This window comes from Streptomyces sp. NPDC049585 (assembly GCF_040675615.1).
Lineage (GTDB): Bacteria > Actinomycetota > Actinomycetes > Streptomycetales > Streptomycetaceae > Streptomyces > Streptomyces luteosporeus.
Window position 1 is genome coordinate 86,641 of record NZ_JBFAPE010000011.1, and the last position, 19,301, is coordinate 105,941.

The window sequence follows — 19,301 nt, forward strand, 5'->3', positions numbered from 1 at the left end:
TCATGGCGCCACCCCGTTCGCCGGCAGTCCCAGCTCCTCCGGGAGGCCGAGGGCGATGTTCATGCTCTGCACCGCGCCGCCGGCGGTGCCCTTGGTGAGGTTGTCGATGGCGCTGACGGCGACGATGCGGCCGGCGGCCTCGTCGAGCGCCACCTGGACGAGGGCGGTGTTGGCGCCCTGGACGGCGGCGGTGGCCGGCCAGCGGCCCTCGGGCAGCAGGTGGACGAACGGCTCGTCCCCGTACGCCTTGGCGTACGCCTGCCGTACGTCGCCGGCGCTCACGCCCGGCCGGGCCTTGGCGCTGCAGGTGGCGAGGATGCCGCGGGACATGGGGGCCAGGGTGGGGGTGAAGGAGACGGTGACCTCCTCGCCGGCGACGGCGGTGAGGTTCTGGCTCATCTCGGGGGTGTGGCGGTGGCCTCCGCCCACGCCGTAGGGGCTCATGGAGCCCATGACCTCGCTGCCGAGCAGGTGTTCCTTGGCGGCCTTGCCGGCCCCGGAGGTGCCGGACGCCGCGACGATCACGGCCTCGGGTGCGGCGAGGCCGGCGGCGTACGCGGGGAAGAGCGCGAGGGTGACGGCGGTGGGGTAGCAGCCGGGCACGGCGATGCGCCGGGCGCCGCGCAGTGCGGCGCGCGCGCCGGGCAGCTCGGGCAGTCCGTAGGGCCAGGTGCCGGCGTGCGGGGTGCCGTAGAAGCGCTCCCACTGGCCGGCGTCCTTCAGCCGGAAGTCCGCGCCGCAGTCGACGACGAGCACGTCCTCGCCGAGTTCGGCGGCGACGGCCGCGGAGTGGCCGTGCGGGAGGGCGAGGAAGACGACGTCGTGTCCGGCGAGCGCCGTGATGTCGGTCGGCTCCAGGATCCGGTCGGCGAGTGCCGGCAGGTGGGGCTGGAGCGTGCCGAGCGCCTGGCCGGCCCGGGAGTTGCCGGTGAGCGCGCCGATGCTGATGCGGGGGTGCCCCAGCAGCAGGCGCAGCACCTCGCCGCCCGCGTATCCGCTCGCTCCGGCCACTGCCGCCCGTATCGCCGTCATCGGTGTCCTCCTCCGTGATAGCATGAATATACAAGCAGCAGCAGATCTATGCAATGAGCTTTTCGGAACCCACCCGGCGTTCTCGTGATGTTGCACGCGGTGTGCTGGGGGCATGACGGGGCCTGGTCCGGAGTGCGTGCGGTCTCACCGCTGTGCGTTCGACGAGCTGACCGCGCCGGGGGGCGACGAGCCGCGGGCACGGCTTCGAGAGCCTGGCCGAGCGCCGCACGCTGACCGTCCTGGACTTCTGCGGTCAGGTTCAGGACGTTCCTGGGCGAGAGGTCTGTGACCGTATCCCGGTCCGGCCGGCGCCCATCTCGCTCGTGTCACCCGGATGCCGAGTGGCGAGCGCCGAATCGCCCGGATCGTGAGTTCCTGGAGTCGGAGGCGGGGGAAGCGAACGTCAAGGAGGACATCACCATGAGCATGAACAGCGAGTACCAGGAGCAGCAGAAGCTCAAAAGGCAGCTGTTCTCAGACCAGGATGGCAAGGACGACGCGGAGGAGCAGCAGAACGCCCAGCAGCTGCAGGACGCTGGCGACAAGGACAACGAGTACGGGCAGGAACGTTGAAGCACCATCCGAGGGCCCGGCGGCCCAGGCAGCGTCGTTAGGTCGAGAGTCCCCAGACCGGAACACGGCTCGCCACGAGCACGCGGGGACTGCTGGTGCGAGTCGTCGGGGGCCCGTCCGCCCCCCCGGCCACCCATCGAAGTTGCCGTTCACCGCCATCTGTCGCGCTCAGTCACAGCCGCCGCAAACGGAGGCCGCGCAGGGCGCCGCGGAGCTCGTACGAACGGAACACGGCCCAGCAGCCCAGCAGGGCGAGGGCGAACACCGGCAGCCACAGCAGGCGGGCGAGCACCCAGGCGGCGCCGTCCGGTGCGGTGTGCAGTCCGGGCAGCGGCCCGGCGGCGAGCAGGCCGAGGAGGGTGACGGCCATCATGGCCGTCTGGTGCCACAGGAAGACCGTCATCGCGCGCAGGTTGGGCAGGGCCACCGCCGCCCACACGGCGGGCCGGCGCAGGGCGCGGCGCAGCGGGCCGAGCAGCAGCAGGGCGGCCCCGCACTGGGCCGCACCGAAGGCGACGGCCGCCAGGGTGGGCGGGTTGAGGTTGGAGACGGCCGCGCCCGGCACGCCCACCATGGAGGCCGGGTAGCCGGCCCACAGCACCAGCGCGACGGTGGTGGCCGCACCGCCGATCAGCAGCGTCCAGCCGGTCGCCCGCCCGGACAGCCGGCCCCGGGCGCGGGCGGCGCCCAGGCAGTACGGCACGAGCCAGCCGGCCGCCACGGTGAGCCAGCCGGGCCAGGCCGGGCCGCCGAGTGCGAACCGCACCAGGTCCACGAGCGCGACGACGAGCAGGGGCCACAGCGGGTGCAGCCGGGCCACCAGGGGCGTCGCCGCCGTCAGGCCCGTCAGGACCAGCAGGAACCACAGCGGCGAGAGGACCAGGTCCAGCAGGGTCCGTAGGGTCTGCGCATCCACCCCGCCGGCCGCCATGGCCGACGCGGCGACGCCCCAGACCACCAGCAGCACGGCGACCGGTCGCGCCAGGCGGGCCGTGCGGGCCCCCATCCACTGCCGGTACGACGTGCCGCGCTCGCGGGCGCGGGCGTACCCGGTCGCGGCGACCTGGCCGCTGACGAGGAAGAACAGGGCGAGGGTCTGGAAGATCCAGGAGAGCGGCACCAGGCGCGGCTGGTGCTGCAGGGGGCTGGCGCCGTGCAGCGTGCCGCCGTCGGCGACCAGGGCGGTGACCAGCCAGTGGCCGAGCACCACGCCGAGGATGCCCCACGCGCGCACGGCGTCCAGGGCCCGGTCGCGGCCGGGCGGGGTGGCGGCGTCGATGCGCCGGACGAGTTCGCGCACGGCGGGGTCCTTTCCGTACCGGACGTTCGAGTGCGGTACGGAAGGTAGGAAGCCGGCCGTGCGGCCGGCGCCCCGCCAGGGAGCCATGTTGCGGGTGGCTCCCAGGTACTACGGGTACGGGTACGGGTTGGGCGTCACCGGCCCGCGTGGGCCAGGGCCAGCCGGCGTACCCCTTCGACCAGTTCGCCGGCGCCCGCCGCTGCCGCGAAGCACAGGCGCAGGTGGGGGGCGGGGGATTCGGCGGCGTAGAAGGCGCGGCCCGCCGTGACGGCGACGCCGGCGCGCAGCGCGGCGGCGGCCAGGGCGACCTCGTCGGTGCCGTCGGGCAGCCGGACCCAGACGTGGAAGCCGCCGGGCGGCACGAACTCGGGCGTGAACTCGGGGAGCTGCCGGGCCAGTTCGGTCAGCAGCGTCTCCCGGCGGGAGCGCAGCTCGGCGGCGAGGGCGCGCCGGTGCCGGGCCCAGGAGGGCGAGCCGACCAGTTCCAGGGCGGCCTCCTGCAGGGGGCGGGCGACGAAGAAGCTGTCGACGATCTGGATGGCCTTCAGGCGTTCCAGGACCGGTCCGCGGGCGGCGAGGGCGCCGACGCGCAGGCTGGGCGAGGTGAACTTGGTCAGCGAGCAGACGTGGACGACGACGCCCTCGGGGTCCTCGGCGGCCAGCGTCGCGGGCAGCGGCGGGGCGTCCTCGTGGGCGAGGCGGCGGGCGAAGTCGTCCTCGACGACGAAGGCGCCCGCGGCGCGGGCGATGCGCAGGACCTCGCGGCGGCGGTCGGCGGCGAGCACGGTGCCGGTGGGGTTCTGGTGCAGGGGCTGGCAGACGAAGACGCGGGCGCCGCTGGCGCGGAACGCCTCGGCGAGCAGGTCGGGGCGCACCCCGTGGCCGTCCGTGGGCACGGGTACCGGGCGCAGCCCGAAGGCGCGGGCGGCGGCGAGCATGCCGGGGTAGGTGGGCGACTCCACCAGGACGGGGGCGCCGGGCGGGGCGAGGGCGCGCAGGGCGACGGCGAGGGCGCTCTGACCGCCCGCGGTGATCAGTACGTCGGAGGGGGCGAGGGTGCCGCCGGGGCCGCCGATCTCGCGGGCGAACCAGGCCCGCAGGTCGTGCAGGCCTTCCAGGGGCGGGCGGCCCCAGGCGCCGGGGCGGCGGCCGGCGCGGGCGAGGGCGGCGGCCAGTTCGCGCTCGGGCTGCAGGCCGGGGTGGAGGTAGCCGCCGCTGAGCTCGATGACGCCGGCCGGCGGTTCGGCGAGGAAGGGCAGCACTCCGGAGGAGTCCACGGACCGCGGCACCGCCTCCTCCCCCGTCTCGGCGCTGAGGGCGACGTGCTGCCACTGGGTGTCGGCGGGGCGCACGGCGGCCGGGCGGGGTGCGGCGCGGAAGGCCCCGGCGCCGGGGCGGGTGACGACCAGGCCCTCGGCGGCGAGGACGGCCAGGGCCCGGGAGACGGTGACCGGGCTGGCCCGGAAGCGTTCGACGAGGGCCCGGCTGGACGGCAGCTTCTCCCCTACTGAGTAGCGGTCGAGCTCTTTTCGCAGGAAGCCTGCCAGTTCCGCCACGGTGCTACTGTCTCGCATGACAGTACAAGATAGCGCTATTCACCCCGACGCGATAGCGGTGCGCAGCACCGCCGCCCCCGGAGTGCGGGCCGGCACGCTGCTGGCCGCACTCGGCGTGGTCGCGTTCTCCTTCACCTTCCCCTCCATCTCCTGGGCCATGGAGGGCCTCGGCCCCTGGTCGGTGGCGGCCTGGCGCGCCGCGCTGGCCGGCGCCGCCTCGGTCGTCGTCCTGCTCGTCACCCGCGCGCCGGTGCCCGACCGCCGGCATTGGGGGCCGTTCGCGGTGGTCGCCGGCGGGGTGTTCCTCGGCTATCCCCTGCTGACCTCGCTCGCGCTGCACACCTCCTCGACCGCGCACGCCGCGGTGGTGGTGGGCCTGCTGCCCCTGACCACGGCGGCGTACGCGGCGGTGCGCTTCCGTACCCGGCACTCGCGGACCTTCTGGGCGGCGGCCCTGGCGGGCGCGGCCGTCGTGGCCGGCTTCGCCCTGCAGCAGAGCGGCGGCGCACCCACCACCGCCGACCTCTACCTCCTGGTGGCCCTGGTGGTGTGCGCGGCCGGCTACGCCGAGGGCGGCCGGCTGGCCCGGGCGATGCCCGGCTGGCAGGTGGTGTGCTGGGCGGCGGCGGCCTGCCTGCCACTGGCCGCCGTGGGCGCGGGCGCGGCGCTGTGGGCCGAGCCGGTGCACCTGACCGGGCGCAGCGTGGCCGGGCTGCTGTGGGCCGTCGGCGGCTCCACGCTGCTGGGCATGGCCGTCTGGTACCGCGGGATGGCCATGATCGGGGTGGCCCGGGCGGGGCAGCTGCAGCTGGCCCAGCCACTGCTGACCCTGCTGTGGTCCGTCACCCTCCTGGGCGAGCACCTGACGCCGGCCGCGCCGCTGGCCGCGGTGGCGGTGCTGGTGTGCATCGTGGTGACCCAGCGCGCGGATTCGTGAGGATCCGCCCGTCCGCGGACGCGCTGCGCACCGCCGCTCGCCCTAGGCTGGACAGAGACCGACAGGACGTGTCTGACGGAAGGGGCACCGCCGATGCATGCGAGCAAGGGCGACCGGTTGGTCGTGCACGGCCGGGTGGTCGGCCAGCAGGACCACGTCGTGGAGATCGTGGAGGTGCTGGGCCCGAAGGGGAACCCTCCCTACCGCGTCCGCGCGGAGAACGGGCACGAGACGATCATGTCCCCCGGTCCGGACTCCGTGGTGGACCACCGCAAGGGGTCCGGGCACCAGTAGCCGCTCAGCGCGGTGGCCGCGCGCGGTGCGGGTAGTGGTCCCGCACCACGCGCGCCATCGCGCCGATGGGGTCCGCGACCACGTTCTTGGCGGAGAAGTAGACGTTGCCGAGCACCTCGGGGTGCCTGCGGGCCAGCGTCAGGTGCCGGGAGAGCTCGGCCACGTCCTGCCAGGGGGCCGGCTGCGCCGGGTCGCCCGCCCGGTACAGCGCCTCGCCGATGTACAGCTGCACGCCCGTGCCGCGCACGGTCTCGGCCCACCACGGCACGAGGCGGGCGTAGTCGGCGGCCGGGAAGCCGATGTGCCAGTAGCACTGCGGCACGATGTAGTCGATCCAGCCCTCGCGGACCCAGGTGCGCGTGTCCGCATGCAGGTCGTCGTAGGTCTGCACGCCCGCCCGGGTGTCCGAGCCGCGCGGGTCGGTGGTGCGGTTGCGCCAGACGGCGAAGGGGCTGACGCCGAAGCGCACGTGCCGCTTGCGCTGCTTGATGCGGCGGCCGGTCTCCCGGATCAGGCGGTCGATGTTGTCGCGGCGCCAGGCGGCCCGGTCGGGGAAGCCGTGGCCGTAGCGCTGCCAGGCGAGCGTGTCGTCGAAGGTCTGCCCGGCCACGGGATAGGGGTAGAAGTAGTCGTCGAAGTGCACGCCGTCGAGGTCGTAGCGCCACACGGCGTCGAGGATCGCGTCCTGCACGAAGCGGCGCACCTCGGGCAGGCCGGGGTTGTAGTAGAGCTTGCCGCCGTAGGGCACCACCCACTCGGGGTGCACCCGGGCCGGATGGGCGGGCACCAGGCGGCCGGGGTCGGTGTGGTTGGCGATGCGGTACGGGTTGAACCAACCGTGCAGTTCCAGGCGGCGCTTGTGCGCCTCGCGCACCGCGAAGGCCAGCGGATCCCAGCCGGGCGAGCGGCCCTGAGTGCCGGTCAGGTACTCCGACCAGGGCTCGTAGCGCGAGGGCCAGAAGGCGTCGGCCGTCGGGCGGATCTGCAGCAGGACGGCGTTCAGCCGCCGGGCCACCGCCGCGTCGAACAGGGCCAGCAGCTCCGCCCGTTGTCGTTCGGGCGGCAGGCCCGGCCTGGACGGCCAGTCGACGTTGACGACCGTCGCCGCCCACATCCCGCGGAACTCCCGCCGCGGCGCCGTACGTCCGCTCCCCTCCGGGGCGCCGAGCGCGACCGCCTCACCGCTCGCCAGCATCGCCGTCATCGCGGTCGCGGCGGCCACCGTGAACCCTCTTCGGCTCATACGCCCCATATGCGGCCACGTCCTCTCCTGTAGTTGTCACGTGAGTCACATCGGTTCGAACAGAGCATGCCCGACCCGGCACCCTGCGCACCGCGCCCCGCGGAGTAACGTCTTTTCCAAAGGCGGCTGCCGGACGACCTTCGGCCACCCGCCGGTCGACAAGATCAGCGAAAGGCACGATGTGGTGACCGACATCGAACGCGTCGGAGTGGTGGGCTGCGGCCAGATGGGCGCGGGCATCGCGGAGGTGTGCGCCCGCGCCGGGCTGGAGGTCAAGGTCGCGGAGACCACCGGCGAGGCGCTGGAGCTGGGCCGGACCCGCCTGACCACCTCCCTGAGCCGGGCCGCCGAACGCGGCAAGATCACCGAGGAGGAGCGCGACGCGGCCCTGGACCGCCTGAGCTTCACCACCGACCTCGGCGAATTCGCCGACCGCGACCTCGTCATCGAGGCCGTCGTGGAGAACGAGCAGGTCAAGACGGAGATCTTCCAGGTCCTCGACCAGGTGGTCACCCGGCCCGACGCCATCCTGGCCTCGAACACCTCCTCCATCCCGCTCGTCAAGCTGGCCGTGGCCACCTCCCGCCCCGACCAGGTGCTCGGCATCCACTTCTTCAACCCCGCCCCCGTGCAGCAGCTCGTCGAGCTGATCCCCGCCCTGACCACCGGCGAGGAGACCCTGCGGCGCGCCGAGGCCCTGGTCGGCAAGGTGCTGGGCAAGCACGCCATCCGCGCCCAGGACCGCTCGGGCTTCGTCGTCAACGCCCTGCTCATCCCCTACCTGCTGTCCGCGATCCGGATGTTCGAGTCGGGCATGGCCAGCCGCGAGGACATCGACAACGGCATGGAGCTGGGCTGCGCCCACCCCATGGGCCCGCTCAAGCTGGCCGACCTCATCGGCCTCGACACGGTCGCCTCGGTGGCCGACAGCATGTACACGGAGTACAAGGAGCCGCTGTACGCCGCTCCCCCGCTGCTGCAGCGCATGGTCGACGCCGGCCGCCTCGGTCGCAAGAGCGGCTCCGGCTTCTACACCTACTGAGCCGACCCCGTCGGACACACCGGGTCACCGGCGCACCCCCGCCTTCACACGGGGTGTGCACCGGTGACCCGCACATTCCACCCGCACACGCTCCCGTTCCGTCGCTCCGCGCGGTTGACTCGCCTCATCGGCACCACGCACGGACTCTTCGGAAGGGGTACGCACCGTGACCATCGATCCCGGGCACGCCGCCAGGTCGGCAGAGCTCGCGGAGCTCCGCCGCAGCCTCGATGTCGGCGTCGTACGCATCGACGGGCATCTGGCCCTCCTCACGCAGCGCAGCGAACAGGCGGAACGTGACCTCACCGACGTGACGGAGCGCGTTCGCGCTCTGGAGCACGCGCGGTGGCCCCTGCCGTCGCTGGCGGCCCTGACGGGTGTCGCTGCGCTGGCGCTGGCCGTCTGGCAGGCCGCCGTTGGGCGGTAGTCCCAAGGGCGCGGGGAACTGCGCGACCAGCCACGAACGGCCCGCGGGCAAACGATCAGCCCAGCCGAATGTGATGCAGCAGCAACAGCGCCGCCGCCATGTTGGCGGCCGGGACCTCGCCGCGGGCAATGAGGTCCGGCACCAGCTTCAGCGGCACCCACTCGCGGCGGTCCGACTCGAAGCCGTCCTCCGGGTCACCGATGTACTCCGCCTCGTCGGCCCAGTAGATGTGGTGCCGGGCATCGGTGAGCCCGTTCGACGGCTCCACGGACATCAGGTGCTTGAGCGGTCCCGGCCGCCAGCCGGTCTCCTCCTCCATCTCCCGGGCCGCGGCGCACGCGACGTCCTCGCCGTCCTCGACCACGCCGGCCGCGAGCTCCCAGCCCCAGTTGTCGGTGATGAACCGGTGCCGCCACAGCAGCAGGACCTCGTTGGCCGCGTTGACCACGGTGGCCACGGCGACGGGCCGCAGCCGGATGAGGAAGTGGTCGAGATGGCGGCCGTCGGGGAGCTCGACGTCGGCGAGATTGACCTGGAACCAGCGGTTCTCGTAGACGGTCAGCTCCTTGAGATTCTTCCAACGCACGTGTGTGCCACCTTCCGCCGAGGTGGCCACCGTCCGGGCGCTGTCTCGAACAGCACCTCTCACAACGGCACGCGCAACGCTCCATCGATCAACTCGGCGGCCTCGGCCGTGGCAGCGCACCCGCTTTCGACCAGGTGCTCGCGCACCGCACGGAGCCGGTCCCGTAAGCGCTGCGATTCCATGCCTCTCGCCTGCTCGGTCATCTCCCGTGCGGTGGCCACCGCCTTGTCCGCGTCTCCCTGACGCAGCTCGATGTGCGTGAGCATGGCGAGCCGGTGGACACGGCCCCGGTCGTGGGCGGGGGTGTCGACGGCCCGGTCCGCGTGCTCACGGGCGGGCCCGAGGTCGCCGAGGCTCAGCAGGGCCTCGGCGACCTGTACGTTCACCAGGCCGGGCTGGACGTAGCCGGTTTCGGCGGGTTCCCGGCCGCGGTGGATGCGCTCGGCGGCCGCCTCGGCCCGCCGGATGCAGGCCAGCGCGCCGGCGCCGTCGCCGAGCCGGGCGTAGGCCTTGGCCTGCATGGCGAAGAGGTCGGCGGCCAGCGCCGGGGTCAGATGGGAGCCGGCGGCGCGCACCGCCGACTCGGCGAAGGCGACCGCCTGCCGGTACTCCCCCATGAACAGCGACTGGTTGACCAGCAGCGCGATCACGTACGCCCCCAGGCCCCGGTCGCCGCTGGCCTTGGCCAGCCGCAGGGCCTGGTGGAAGTAGCGCTGGGCCAGGCCGTGCGCGTCGGAGTCGTAGGCGCAGATGCCGGCGACGGCCACCAGCCCGCCGGTGGCCCGGTGCAGCTGGCGGCCCATGGGGTCGGAGTAGGTGCCGCGCAGCAGGGGCGCCGCCTCGGCGTTGAGGAAGCCGACGACGCGCGAACGGGTCGCGACGCCACCGGCCTTGCGGTACATCTGCTCGTAGTGGGTGCGGGCCGCCCGGAGCATCTCGATGTCCTCCATGGAGACGCGGGTCGGTCCGCGGCGCGAGACGTCGGCGTCCTCGGGCGGGTTCTCCCACTCCCACACGGGGATGACGGCGGGGGTGCCGGTCACGGCCCGGGCGCGGACGACGTGTTCGCGCTGCTGCTCGTCGGAGCGCCACAGGGCGGTGGCGCGGTCGACGAAGCCGGAGAGTGGGGTGCCGGAGGGACGTGGGGTGCCGGGGGTGCCCAGCCCTATGTCGTCGAGCGTCAGGGGGCGGTGCACCCGCTCGGCGAGCACCTCGCAAATCAGGTCGGGCACCTGGCCGCGGGGCCGTTGTCCCTTGAGCCAGCGGGCCACCGCGGTGTGTTCGTACCGCAACGCCAGACCCCGGGCCCGGCCGGCCGCGTTGATGTGGGCGGCCAGACCGGCGTGGGAGATTCCCGCCTCGTCGAGGACGGCGTCGAGGAGTGTGTTGGGCTCCATGCTTGCCCTCCGGTGCGCTCGATGGGATCAGCGTAGTGCTGATCGGTTCGCACGGGGTGTGAACAGGCCAGGGGCCCTTGCGTGGTGCCCGCCGTTCAGCCGCGCAGGCAGGACCGGGCCGGCGGCTCGTGCTCGCGTACGGGCACGGGCTCGCGGTCGTTGCGCAGGGCCAGCAGGGCGAAGTCGTCGGCGAGCAGGCCGCCGGTGTGCCGCAGCAGGGCGCCCTGGACGTGGTCGACGACCGCGGCCGGGGCGGCCACCGTGCCGCGGGCGGCCTCGGCGAGCGCGTCGGGCAGCGGGAAGAAGGCGCCGGTGGCGTCGCGGGCGTCCTCCGCGCCGTCGGTGTGCAGCACCAGCACCTCGCCCGGCAGCAACCGCTCGGCGGTGTGCACCGGCGGCTCGGCGGGCAGCGGGAACATGCCCAGCGGGGGCAGCGGGTCACCGGGGGCGAGGGCGACCGCCTGGGGCGGGCCGGCGCCCGGGGCCGAGGTCAGCCGGTGCGGCCAGGGGTGGCCGCAGTTGAGCAGCGCGAGAGCGCCGTCCTCGCGGACCTCCAGCAGCAGGACGGTGACGAAGTCCTCGGCCGGGTGCGCGTCGGGGGCGGCCTGCTCCGTACGGGCCCGGTCGCGCACATGGCGGTGCAGGGCGCGCTCCAGGCGGCGCAGCACCCCGCGCAGGGAGCTCTCGTCGTGGGCGGCCTCGCGGAAGCTGCCGAGCAGCGCGGCCACGGTGGCCAGGGCGGGCAGGCCGTGCCCTCGGACGTCGCCCATCACCACCCGCAGCCCGTGGGCGGTGGCCTGGACCTCGTACAGGTCGCCGCCCATCAGGGCACCGCGGCTGGCGGAGAGGTGGCCGCCGGCCAGCGCGATGCCGTCGAGGCGCGGCGGCAGCGGGCGCAGCAGGGCGTGCTGGGCGGTGGCGGCGACCTCGCGGACGCGCTCCAGCTCCTGGGCCAGGCGGCGGCTGCGGCCGGTGGTGAGGTAGCTGGCGGCGACGACGGCGAGGATGGCGCAGCAGGTGCCGAGCCGGCTGCCGCCGTCGGCCCGGCCGGTGGGGCCGAGCGGCACGAGGGCGAACAGGGCGCAGCCGCCGCCGAGGACGACGCACTGCCGGCGGCCGGTGCCGGCGCAGGCGATGGCGGGGGCGGCGGCGAGGAGCTGGACGAACCGGGCCCCGAGGGGGCTGGCGAGCTCCCAGGCGACGACGCCGAGCACCCACAGGCCGGGCAGGGCGAACACCAGGCCCCGCCAGCAGCGATGTGCTCCCGTACGGATCATGCCGGCGGCCCCCCAAAGCAGCAATGACGCGCACGATTCTTACGGAGGGGGCGGGAGGAAGTAACGACCTGAGGGAGCGATTCCACCCCATTGGGTGACGCCCCGACCCTGCCTCGCTGATGGGGCGTGAGACGCCGAGGGGCGCCCCGGGAATCCGGGGCGCCCCTGACGGCTGGGTGCGGTGGTTACGCTCCGCGCAGCACCGCGCCGGTGCGCTCGACCGCGGCCTGCACGGCCGCCTCACGGGCCGCGCTGGCCTCGTCGGCGGTCAGGGTGCGGTCCGCGGCGCGGAAGCGCAGCGCGTAGGCCAGCGACTTCTTGCCGGCGCCGAGCTGGGCGCCGGTGAAGACGTCGAACAGGCGCAGCGACTCCAGGAGCTCGCCGGCGCCGGCGCGCAGGGCGGCCTCGACGTCCCGGGCGGCGACGGACGCGTCGACGACGAGCGCGACGTCCTGGGTGGCGACGGGGAACGCCGACACCTTCGGCGCCTGCACCGCACCGGTGCCGGCGCGCTCCAGCACGTCCAGGTCGATCTCCATCGCGCAGGTGCGCTCCGGCAGGCCGAAGGCCTTCACGACGCGCGGGTGCAGCTCGCCGGCGCCGCCGACGCGCACCTCCTCGCCGCCGGTGGCGACGAACAGCGCGGCGCAGCGACCCGGGTGGAACGGCGCCTGCTGGTCCTGGCGGACGATCAGCTCGGCACCGGCCTCGCGGGCGACGATGCGGGCGGCCTCGACGGCCTCCGCCCAGGTGGCCGGGCGGCCCTTGCCCCACCAGCCGTCGCGCTCACCGGCGCCGGCGAGGACGACGGCCGCGTGGCGCGGCTGCCGGGGCAGCGCGGCGTTCAGCCCCGCGACCTCCTCGTCGGTGGGCCGGCGGTCGACGGGCAGCCGGACGGCGGCGCCCTCCTCTCCGGTGGGCAGGAAGACCAGGCCGGTCTCGAAGAGCGCGAGGTCGTGCTCGCCACGGCTGTCGTTGCGGCGCAGGGCGGCGAACAGCCCCGGCAGCAGCGTGGTGCGCAGCGCCGGCTCGGACTCGGAGAGCGGGTTGGCCAGGCGCACGGTGGAGCGGCGGGCGTCGTCGGCCTCGAGGCCGAGGTGGTCCAGGGCCCAGTCCCCGATGAAGGGGTAGTTGAGCACCTCGGTGTAGCCGGCACCGGCCAGCGCCCGGCCGGTGCGGCGGTGCAGCCGCTGCCGGTGGGTCAGGCCGCGGCCCGCGGGGGGCTTGGGCAGGGTGGCCGGCAGGGCGGCGTAGCCCTCCAGCCGGATGACCTCCTCGGCGAGGTCGTTGGGGTCGGTGAGGTCCGGGCGCCAGCTGGGCACGGTGACGATCAGCTCGTCCTGCCCGTAGACGTCGCAGCCGACCTCCTGCAGGCGGCGCACCACGGTCTCGCGGCCGTACTCGACGCCGGCGACGCGGTCGGGGTGGTCGGCGCGCATCGGGATCGTACGGGGGCCGCTGGGCGCGACGATCTCGGTGACGCCCGCCTCGGCGGTGCCGCCGGCGAGCAGCACCAGCAGGTCGACGGCGCGCTGGGCGGCCGCGGAGGTCGCCTGCGGGTCGACGCCGCGCTCGAAGCGGCGGGAGGCCTCGGAGGACAGCTTGTGCCGGCGGGCGGCCCGGGCGATGGCGACCGGGTCGAAGTGCGCGGCCTCGATGACGACCTCGGTGGAGCCCTGGGCCGCACCGTGGTCGGCGATCTCGGTGTCGGCGCCGCCCATGATGCCGGCGAGGCCGATGGGGCCGCGCTGGTCGGTGATGACCAGGTCCTCGGCGTCCAGCACACGCTTGGTGCCGTCGAGGGTGGTGAGCTTCTCGCCGGCCTCGGCGCGGCGCACGCCGATCGCCCCGTCCAGGCGGGAGCGGTCGTAGGCGTGCAGGGGCTGGCCCAGTTCGAGCATCACGTAGTTGGTGATGTCGACGGCGAGGGAGACCGGGCGCATGCCGGCCTTCTGCAGGCGGCGCTGCAGCCAGATCGGGGAGCGGGCCTCGGGGTCGATGCCGGTGACCGTACGGGCGGTGAAGCGGTCGCAGCCGGAGGGGTCGGCGACGGTGACCGGGTGGCCGTAGCTGTTGGGCGCGGGCACGTCCAGCAGGGCCGGGTCGCGCAGCGGCAAGCCGTAGGCGGTGGCGGCCTCGCGGGCGATGCCGCGCAGGGACAGGCAGTAGCCGCGGTCGGGGGTGACGGCGATGTCGAGGACCTCGTCGACGAGCTGCAGCAGCTCGATGGCGTCGGTGCCGACCTCGTGCTCCGGGGAGAGCACGATGATGCCGTGGGTGCCGTCGTCGCCCATGCCCAGCTCGTCGCCGGAGCAGATCATGCCGCGCGAGACCTTGCCGTAGGTCTTGCGCTCGGCGATGGCGAAGTCACCGGGCAGCACGGCGCCGGGCAGCGCCACGACGACCTTGTCGCCGACGGTGAAGTTGCGGGCGCCGCAGACGATCTCCTGCGGCTCGCCGGTGCCGTTGGCCTGCCCGACGTCGACGGTGCAGAAGCGGATGGGCTTGCGGAAGCCCTCCAGCTCCTCGATGGTGGCGACCTTGCCGACGACGAGGGGGCCGGTGATGTCGGAGCCGAGCTGCTCGACGCGCTCGACCTCCAGGCCGGCGGCGATGAGCTTGGCCTGCACGTCGCGGCCGGTCTCGCCCGCCGGCAGGTCGACGTATTCCCGCAGCCAGGAAAGCGGGGCGCGCATCAGATCTCCATCCCGAACGGCCGGGTGAAGCGCACGTCACCCTCGACCATGTCTCGCATGTCCTCGACGTTGTGGCGGAACATCAGCATCCGCTCGATGCCGAACCCGAAGGCGAAGCCGCTGTACTTCTCCGGGTCGATGCCCGCGGCGATGAGCACGCGCGGGTTGACCATGCCGCAGCCGCCCAGCTCGATCCAGCCCTCGCTGGAGCAGGTGCGGCAGGGGCGCTCGGGGTTGCCCACCGACTCGCCGCGGCAGACATAGCACTGCATGTCCAGCTCGGCCGACGGCTCGGTGAAGGGGAAGTAGTTCGGGCGCAGCCGCGTGGTCAGCCCCTCGCCGAACAGCGAGCGCACCATGTGCTCGATGGTGCCCTTGAGGTCGGCCATGGTCAGGCCCTCGTCGATGGCGAGGAGCTCGACCTGGGTGAAGACGGGGGTGTGGGTGGCGTCCAGCTCGTCGGTGCGGTAGACGCGGCCCGGGCACACCACGTAGATGGGGGGCTCGCGGTCGAGCATGGAGCGGACCTGCACCGGGGAGGTGTGGGTGCGCATGACCACGCCGGACTCGGCCTTCTTGTTGCGTCCCTGGACGAAGAAGGTGTCCTGCATGGCGCGGGCCGGGTGGTCCGGCTCGAAGTTCAGGGCGTCGAAGTTGAACCACTCCGCCTCGACCTCGGGGCCCTCGGCGACCTCGTAGCCCATGGCCACGAAGATGTCCTCGATGCGCTCACAGAGCGTGGTGATCGGGTGCCGGGCGCCGGTGGGCACGCGGTCGTACGGCAGGGTGACGTCCACCGCCTCCTCGACCAGGACGCGCGCGTCGCGCTCCGCCTCCAGCTCCGCCTGCCGGGCGGCGAGGGCCTTGGTGACGGCACCGCGGGCCATGCCCACGCGCTTGCCGGCGTCGGCCTTGGCCTGCGGGGGCAGGGCGCCGATCTCGCGGTTGGCGAGGGCGAGCGGGGAGCGGTCGCCCATGTGGGCGGCCTTGGCCTCCTTGAGGGCTTCGAGGTCGGCGGCCGCGGCGAAGGCGGCGAGCGCCTCGTCCCGCATGCGCTCGATCTCTTCCGGTTTCAGTGCCTCGACCTCGACAGGGTCGTACGACTTATTGGGTGCCGACATCTCTTCCCGTGCTTCCGATTAGCTGGCGTGGAGCTTGGCTGCGCTGCGCGGCTCGGCCCTTCCTTGGCCAAAGGTGGTGCCAAAGGTGCCAAAGGTCGAGTCTAAGGGTCCCATGCGGTGGGGCGGGCCCGCGGGCCGTTGCTTGCGGCCCCGCCCGCGGCCCGCTCAGGCCTGGGTGAAGAACGCCGGGGCGGCCACCGGCAGCGTGAAGCGGAACTGGGCGCCGCCCCGGGCGGCCCGCCCGACCGTGATCGTGCCACCGTGGGCCTCGACGATGCCCTTGACGATGTAGAGCCCGAGGCCGGTGCCGCCGCGTTTGGACCCGCGCCAGAAGCGGGTGAAGACGCGGGCCATGGCTTCCTCCGGAATGCCGGGGCCCTCGTCGCTCACGGTGACCGCCGTCCCTGCGGCGCGGGCCTTCAGCTGTGCTGGTGACACCTCTATGGTGACGACTCCCTCGCCGTGGCGCACGGCGTTTTCCAGGAGGTTGCCGAGGACCTGGTCGACCTTGTCGGGGTCGGCCCACAGCTCGGGCAGCGGCTCGGTGACCTCGATCCGGAAGCGGTCGGGGCGCAGCCCGGCGCGGGTGTAGGCCTCGACGTGCCGGCGCACGGCGGCGGCCATGTCCACGGGCTGGCGGCGCACCTCCAGCCGTCCGGAGTCGATGCGGGAGATGTCGAGCAGCTCGGCGATGAGCCGGGTGACGCGGTCGGCGTCGGCGTCGACGGTCTGCAGCATCAGCTGCTTCTGGTCGTCGGTGAAGCGCTCCCACTTGGCCAGCAGCGTCGCGGTGAAGCCCTTGACGGAGGTCAGGGGCGAGCGCAGCTCGTGGGCGACGGTGGCGATCAGCTCGGCGTGGCTGCGCTCGGTGCGCCGGCGTGCCTCGGTGCCGCGCAGCTGGACCACGAGCCGGACGACGGGGCCGCCGGGGTGCTCGCGCACGTAGCGGGCGGAGACGAGCACCTGCCGGCCGCCGGGCAGCAGCAGGTTGCGCTCGGGCTGGCCGGTGCGGGTGGCCAGGCCCCCGTACGGGTCGGTCAGCGCCCACCAGCGGCGGCCGTCGAGGTCCTCCAGGGGCAGCACGGCCTCCAGCTGCCGGCCGACCGCGTCGGCGGCGCGCACCGCGGTGATCCGCGCGGCGGCGGCGTTGAAGCAGGTCACGCGGCCGGTGGCGTCGGCGACGACCAGCCCGTCGGGCAGGTCGTCGGCGCTGACGACGGCAGGCGCGAGGGACCCGTGAGCGCCGGACGAGGCGGTCGGACAGGTGCCGACCACCGCGCTCCCGGAAGTCCTGACGTTCCTCATACCGCACCCCCTCCCGAGCCCCCGGAGCGCCACCCTACTAGCTGGAGGTCACGGAGCGGCACCCTCCGGACGCGCGCTGCGCACGGGCGGAGGCGTACAGGCACACCGCGGCGGCGGTGGCGAGGTTCAGGGACTCGGCCTTGCCGTGGATCGGCACCCGCACGACCGCGTCGGCCAGTGCGCGGGTCTCCTCGGGCAGGCCCCAGGCCTCGTTGCCGAAGATCCAGGCGGTGGCGTCGCCCATGGCGCCGCGGTCGAGCTCGGCGTCCAGGTCGCGGTCGCCGGCGCCGTCGGCGGCCAGGATGCGCACGCCCGCGGCCTTGAGCCCGCGCACGGCCTGCTCGACGGGGACGCCGACGGCGACGGGCAGGTGGAACAGGGAGCCGACGGAGGCCCGTACCGACTTGGGGTTGTACAGGTCGACCGAGGCGTCGGTGAGCACGACGGCGTCGGCGCCGGCGGCGTCCGCGCAGCGCAGCACGGTGCCGGCGTTGCCGGGGTCGCGCACGTGGGCCAGGACGGCCACCAGGCGGGGGCGGGCGGCGAGGATCTCGTCGAAGGGCGAGTCCAGGAAGCGGCAGACGCCGACCAGGCCCTGGGGGGTGACGGTCTGCGACAGGTCGGCGATCACGTCGTCGCAGGCGAGGTGGAAGCGCACCCCGGCGGCGCGGGCGGCCTCGACGATCTCGGTGTGGCGCTCGGCGGCCTCGACGGTGGCGAAGAGCTCGACGAGGGTCGGCTCGCCACCGCTGGTGTGGGCGATGGCCTCGCGCACCGCCTGCGGGCCCTCGGCGATGAACCGGCGCTCCTTGACCCGGGAACTGCGCTTGGCCAGCTTGCGCGCGGCGACGACGCGGGGGGAGCGCGGGGAGATCAGCTCGGGGGTGCCCATGGGCGGCGGCTCACTTCACTGGGACGAACGGGGTACGGAAAGGGGCCGAACGCCAGCGGACCCGCAGGCCGCGGGGGCCTGCGGGTCCGCTGGACGCCTCGCGGGCGCCGGATCAGGCGGCGGCCTTCGGGGCGTTGACGTCGGCCGGCAGCGCCTTCTGGGCCACCTCGACGAGCGCGGCGAACGCGTTCATGTCGTTGACAGCGAGCTCGGCCAGCATCTTGCGGTCGATCTCGATGTTGGCGGCCTTCAGACCCTGGATGAGGCGGTTGTACGTCATGCCGTTCTGGCGGGCAGCGGCGTTGATGCGCTGGATCCACAGCTGACGGAAGTCGCCCTTGCGCTTCTTGCGGTCGTTGTAGTTGTAGACCAGCGAGTGGGTGACCTGCTCCTTGGCCTTGCGGTACAGGCGGGAGCGCTGACCGCGGTAGCCGCTGGCCTGCTCGAGGATCGCCCGACGCTTCTTGTGCGCGTTGACTGCGCGCTTGACGCGTGCCACTTGATTAACTCCTTGTAGCGGGGCCGTGGTGCGTTCTCACACGGCCCGGAAACGATTGGGTCCCGGTGTGTCGTTCAGGCGCCGTGGCGCCGGACGTCACTTGCCGAGAAGCTTCTTGATCTTCGCGGCGTCGGCCGGGGCCATCTCGGCGTTGCCCGTGAGGCGACGCGTCAGGCGGGACGACTTGTGCTCGAGCAGGTGGCGCTTGCCAGCGCGCTCACGCAGCACCTTGCCGGAGCCGGTGACCTTGAAGCGCTTCTTGGCACCGCTGTGCGTCTTGTTCTTCGGCATAGCGCCGTTCTCTCCTCGTCGGTGGCACTCCCGGGCCCGGGTGGGGGCGCACTGGAGCGTCATCTTGTTCGGGTTGCTTCCCGGAGCGTTACCACCCCGGGGCGATCCGGGGCCGAAAAACCGGCCCCGGGATCACGCCTCTGCGTCTGCGGGCTCCTCGGCGGAACCGCCCTGGCGCTCCGCCTTGCGGGCGGCCTGCGCCTCGCGGGCCTCGGCCATCGCCTCGGTCTTCTTCTTGTGCGGACCGAGGACCATGATCATGTTGCGCCCGTCCTGCTTGGGGTTCGACTCGACGAAACCCAGGTCCTGGACGTCCTCCGCGAGACGCTGCAGCAGTCGGTAGCCCAGCTCGGGGCGGGACTGCTCACGGCCACGGAACATGATCGTGATCTTGACCTTGTCGCCCTGCTTGAGGAACCGGACGACGTGACCCTTCTTGGTGTCGTAGTCGTGCGGGTCGATCTTCGGCCGGAGCTTCATCTCCTTGATGACCGTGTGCGCCTGGTTCTTGCGCGCCTCACGGGCCTTCATGGCCGACTCGTACTTGAACTTCCCGTAGTCCATGAGCTTGCAGACCGGCGGGCGTGCGTTCGCCGCCACCTCGACCAGGTCGAGGTCGTACTCCTGCGCAAGCTCCAGTGCCTTGGCAAGCGGCACGATGCCGACCTGCTCACCACTGGGACCGACAAGTCGCACCTCGGGGACGCGGATCCGGTCGTTGATGCGGGGCTCGGCGCTGATGGGGCCTCCTCGGTAGCACCACGCGGCGCCCTCGCGGGAGCCACGTCACGTCTTTACGTAGACCAACCGCGTCGGCACAACAAAAATGCCCC

At 73.5% G+C, this 19,301-nt stretch carries 19 protein-coding genes; 5 read left to right on the forward strand and 14 right to left on the reverse strand.

What is annotated here, in order from left to right:
• Positions 1-1,032 (reverse strand): N-acetyl-gamma-glutamyl-phosphate reductase, encoded by a 1,032-nt coding sequence (gene argC / locus AB0K17_RS14835; RefSeq protein ID WP_365966434.1) that lies wholly within the window; start codon positions 1,030-1,032, stop codon positions 1-3.
• A gap of 420 nt (positions 1,033-1,452) precedes the next feature.
• On the opposite strand from argC, the gene AB0K17_RS14840 reads away from it, so the two are divergent.
• Positions 1,453-1,605 (forward strand): hypothetical protein, encoded by a 153-nt coding sequence (locus AB0K17_RS14840; RefSeq protein ID WP_365983149.1) that lies wholly within the window; start codon positions 1,453-1,455, stop codon positions 1,603-1,605.
• A 172-nt stretch (positions 1,606-1,777) separates the two neighbouring features.
• Here the strand turns inward: AB0K17_RS14840 and AB0K17_RS14845 are convergent, their stop codons facing one another.
• Together AB0K17_RS14845 and AB0K17_RS14850 are read right to left on the reverse strand one after the other, a co-directional pair.
• The gene (locus AB0K17_RS14845) at positions 1,778-2,905 is read right to left on the reverse strand and encodes an acyltransferase (RefSeq protein WP_365983150.1); all 1,128 of its coding nucleotides are present in this window, start codon (positions 2,903-2,905) and stop codon (positions 1,778-1,780) included.
• Positions 2,906-3,039: 134 nt separating this feature from the next.
• The gene (locus tag AB0K17_RS14850) at positions 3,040-4,479 is read right to left on the reverse strand and encodes a PLP-dependent aminotransferase family protein (RefSeq protein WP_365983151.1); all 1,440 of its coding nucleotides are present in this window, start codon (positions 4,477-4,479) and stop codon (positions 3,040-3,042) included.
• Here AB0K17_RS14850 and AB0K17_RS14855 point away from each other — a divergent pair.
• Both AB0K17_RS14855 and AB0K17_RS14860 read left to right on the forward strand, forming a co-directional pair.
• The gene (locus AB0K17_RS14855; RefSeq protein ID WP_365983152.1) at positions 4,478-5,398 is read left to right on the forward strand and encodes a DMT family transporter; all 921 of its coding nucleotides are present in this window, start codon (positions 4,478-4,480) and stop codon (positions 5,396-5,398) included. The genes AB0K17_RS14850 and AB0K17_RS14855 overlap by 2 nt on opposite strands.
• A gap of 93 nt (positions 5,399-5,491) precedes the next feature.
• On the forward strand, positions 5,492-5,692 hold the full coding sequence (locus AB0K17_RS14860; protein WP_365966429.1) for a DUF1918 domain-containing protein: 201 nt from the start codon (positions 5,492-5,494) through the stop codon (positions 5,690-5,692).
• A gap of 4 nt (positions 5,693-5,696) precedes the next feature.
• Here the strand turns inward: AB0K17_RS14860 and AB0K17_RS14865 are convergent, their stop codons facing one another.
• Positions 5,697-6,944 (reverse strand): family 10 glycosylhydrolase, encoded by a 1,248-nt coding sequence (locus AB0K17_RS14865; protein ID WP_365966428.1) that lies wholly within the window; start codon positions 6,942-6,944, stop codon positions 5,697-5,699.
• 175 nt (positions 6,945-7,119) lie between these two features.
• Here AB0K17_RS14865 and AB0K17_RS14870 point away from each other — a divergent pair, with 175 nt between their 5' ends.
• Together AB0K17_RS14870 and AB0K17_RS14875 are read left to right on the forward strand one after the other, a co-directional pair.
• Entirely contained in the window at positions 7,120-7,977 is an 858-nt protein-coding gene (locus AB0K17_RS14870; RefSeq protein WP_365966427.1) for a 3-hydroxybutyryl-CoA dehydrogenase, read from the forward strand.
• Positions 7,978-8,143: 166 nt separating this feature from the next.
• Positions 8,144-8,404: a hypothetical protein gene (locus AB0K17_RS14875; protein WP_365966426.1), complete on the forward strand. Its 261-nt coding sequence runs from the start codon at positions 8,144-8,146 to the stop codon at positions 8,402-8,404.
• 55 nt (positions 8,405-8,459) lie between these two features.
• Here AB0K17_RS14875 and AB0K17_RS14880 read toward each other — a convergent pair whose 3' ends face one another.
• From AB0K17_RS14880 to infC, 10 genes are all read right to left on the reverse strand, one after another.
• Positions 8,460-8,990, reverse strand: a complete 531-nt coding sequence (locus AB0K17_RS14880) for an NUDIX hydrolase (RefSeq protein ID WP_365966425.1) — start codon at positions 8,988-8,990, stop codon at positions 8,460-8,462.
• Between the two features lie 59 nt (positions 8,991-9,049).
• Positions 9,050-10,387, reverse strand: coding sequence for a transcriptional regulator (locus tag AB0K17_RS14885; RefSeq protein WP_365966424.1), 1,338 nt, complete (start codon positions 10,385-10,387; stop codon positions 9,050-9,052).
• Positions 10,388-10,482: 95 nt separating this feature from the next.
• On the reverse strand, positions 10,483-11,664 hold the full coding sequence (locus AB0K17_RS14890; protein WP_365983153.1) for a PP2C family protein-serine/threonine phosphatase: 1,182 nt from the start codon (positions 11,662-11,664) through the stop codon (positions 10,483-10,485).
• Between the two features lie 185 nt (positions 11,665-11,849).
• Entirely contained in the window at positions 11,850-14,360 is a 2,511-nt protein-coding gene (gene pheT / locus AB0K17_RS14895; RefSeq protein WP_365966422.1) for a phenylalanine--tRNA ligase subunit beta, read from the reverse strand.
• Positions 14,360-15,481, reverse strand: a complete 1,122-nt coding sequence (gene pheS / locus AB0K17_RS14900) for a phenylalanine--tRNA ligase subunit alpha (RefSeq protein ID WP_365966421.1) — start codon at positions 15,479-15,481, stop codon at positions 14,360-14,362. The genes pheT and pheS overlap by 1 nt, the downstream gene beginning before the upstream one ends.
• A 165-nt stretch (positions 15,482-15,646) precedes the next feature.
• The gene (locus AB0K17_RS14905) at positions 15,647-16,786 is read right to left on the reverse strand and encodes an ATP-binding protein (protein WP_361747993.1); all 1,140 of its coding nucleotides are present in this window, start codon (positions 16,784-16,786) and stop codon (positions 15,647-15,649) included.
• A 37-nt stretch (positions 16,787-16,823) separates the two neighbouring features.
• A complete protein-coding gene (locus AB0K17_RS14910) occupies positions 16,824-17,678 on the reverse strand; it encodes an RNA methyltransferase (protein WP_344434213.1) in 855 nt (284 codons plus the stop codon).
• A 112-nt stretch (positions 17,679-17,790) separates the two neighbouring features.
• Positions 17,791-18,177: a 50S ribosomal protein L20 gene (rplT, locus tag AB0K17_RS14915; RefSeq protein ID WP_344434214.1), complete on the reverse strand. Its 387-nt coding sequence runs from the start codon at positions 18,175-18,177 to the stop codon at positions 17,791-17,793.
• Positions 18,178-18,273: 96 nt separating this feature from the next.
• The gene (rpmI, locus tag AB0K17_RS14920) at positions 18,274-18,468 is read right to left on the reverse strand and encodes a 50S ribosomal protein L35 (RefSeq protein ID WP_099202169.1); all 195 of its coding nucleotides are present in this window, start codon (positions 18,466-18,468) and stop codon (positions 18,274-18,276) included.
• Between the two features lie 132 nt (positions 18,469-18,600).
• Entirely contained in the window at positions 18,601-19,209 is a 609-nt protein-coding gene (gene infC, locus AB0K17_RS14925) for a translation initiation factor IF-3 (protein WP_365966453.1), read from the reverse strand.
• Between the last annotated feature and the right edge of the window lie 92 nt (positions 19,210-19,301).

Bases quoted from the DNA above. Each gene is read 5' to 3' on its own strand.
- argC (WP_365966434.1), bottom strand. From the start codon at position 1,032: ATGACGGCGATACGGGCGGCAGTGGCCGGAGCGAGCGGATACGCGGGC.
- AB0K17_RS14840 (WP_365983149.1), top strand. From the start codon at position 1,453: ATGAGCATGAACAGCGAGTACCAGGAGCAGCAGAAGCTCAAAAGGCAG.
- AB0K17_RS14855 (WP_365983152.1), top strand. From the start codon at position 4,478: ATGACAGTACAAGATAGCGCTATTCACCCCGACGCGATAGCGGTGCGC.
- AB0K17_RS14850 (WP_365983151.1), bottom strand. From the start codon at position 4,479: ATGCGAGACAGTAGCACCGTGGCGGAACTGGCAGGCTTCCTGCGAAAA.
- AB0K17_RS14860 (WP_365966429.1), top strand. From the start codon at position 5,492: ATGCATGCGAGCAAGGGCGACCGGTTGGTCGTGCACGGCCGGGTGGTC.
- AB0K17_RS14865 (WP_365966428.1), bottom strand. From the start codon at position 6,944: ATGGGGCGTATGAGCCGAAGAGGGTTCACGGTGGCCGCCGCGACCGCG.
- AB0K17_RS14885 (WP_365966424.1), bottom strand. From the start codon at position 10,387: ATGGAGCCCAACACACTCCTCGACGCCGTCCTCGACGAGGCGGGAATC.
- AB0K17_RS14890 (WP_365983153.1), bottom strand. From the start codon at position 11,664: ATGATCCGTACGGGAGCACATCGCTGCTGGCGGGGCCTGGTGTTCGCC.
- pheT (WP_365966422.1), bottom strand. From the start codon at position 14,360: ATGCGCGCCCCGCTTTCCTGGCTGCGGGAATACGTCGACCTGCCGGCG.
- pheS (WP_365966421.1), bottom strand. From the start codon at position 15,481: ATGTCGGCACCCAATAAGTCGTACGACCCTGTCGAGGTCGAGGCACTG.
- AB0K17_RS14905 (WP_361747993.1), bottom strand. From the start codon at position 16,786: ATGAGGAACGTCAGGACTTCCGGGAGCGCGGTGGTCGGCACCTGTCCG.
- AB0K17_RS14910 (WP_344434213.1), bottom strand. From the start codon at position 17,678: ATGGGCACCCCCGAGCTGATCTCCCCGCGCTCCCCCCGCGTCGTCGCC.
- rpmI (WP_099202169.1), bottom strand. From the start codon at position 18,468: ATGCCGAAGAACAAGACGCACAGCGGTGCCAAGAAGCGCTTCAAGGTC.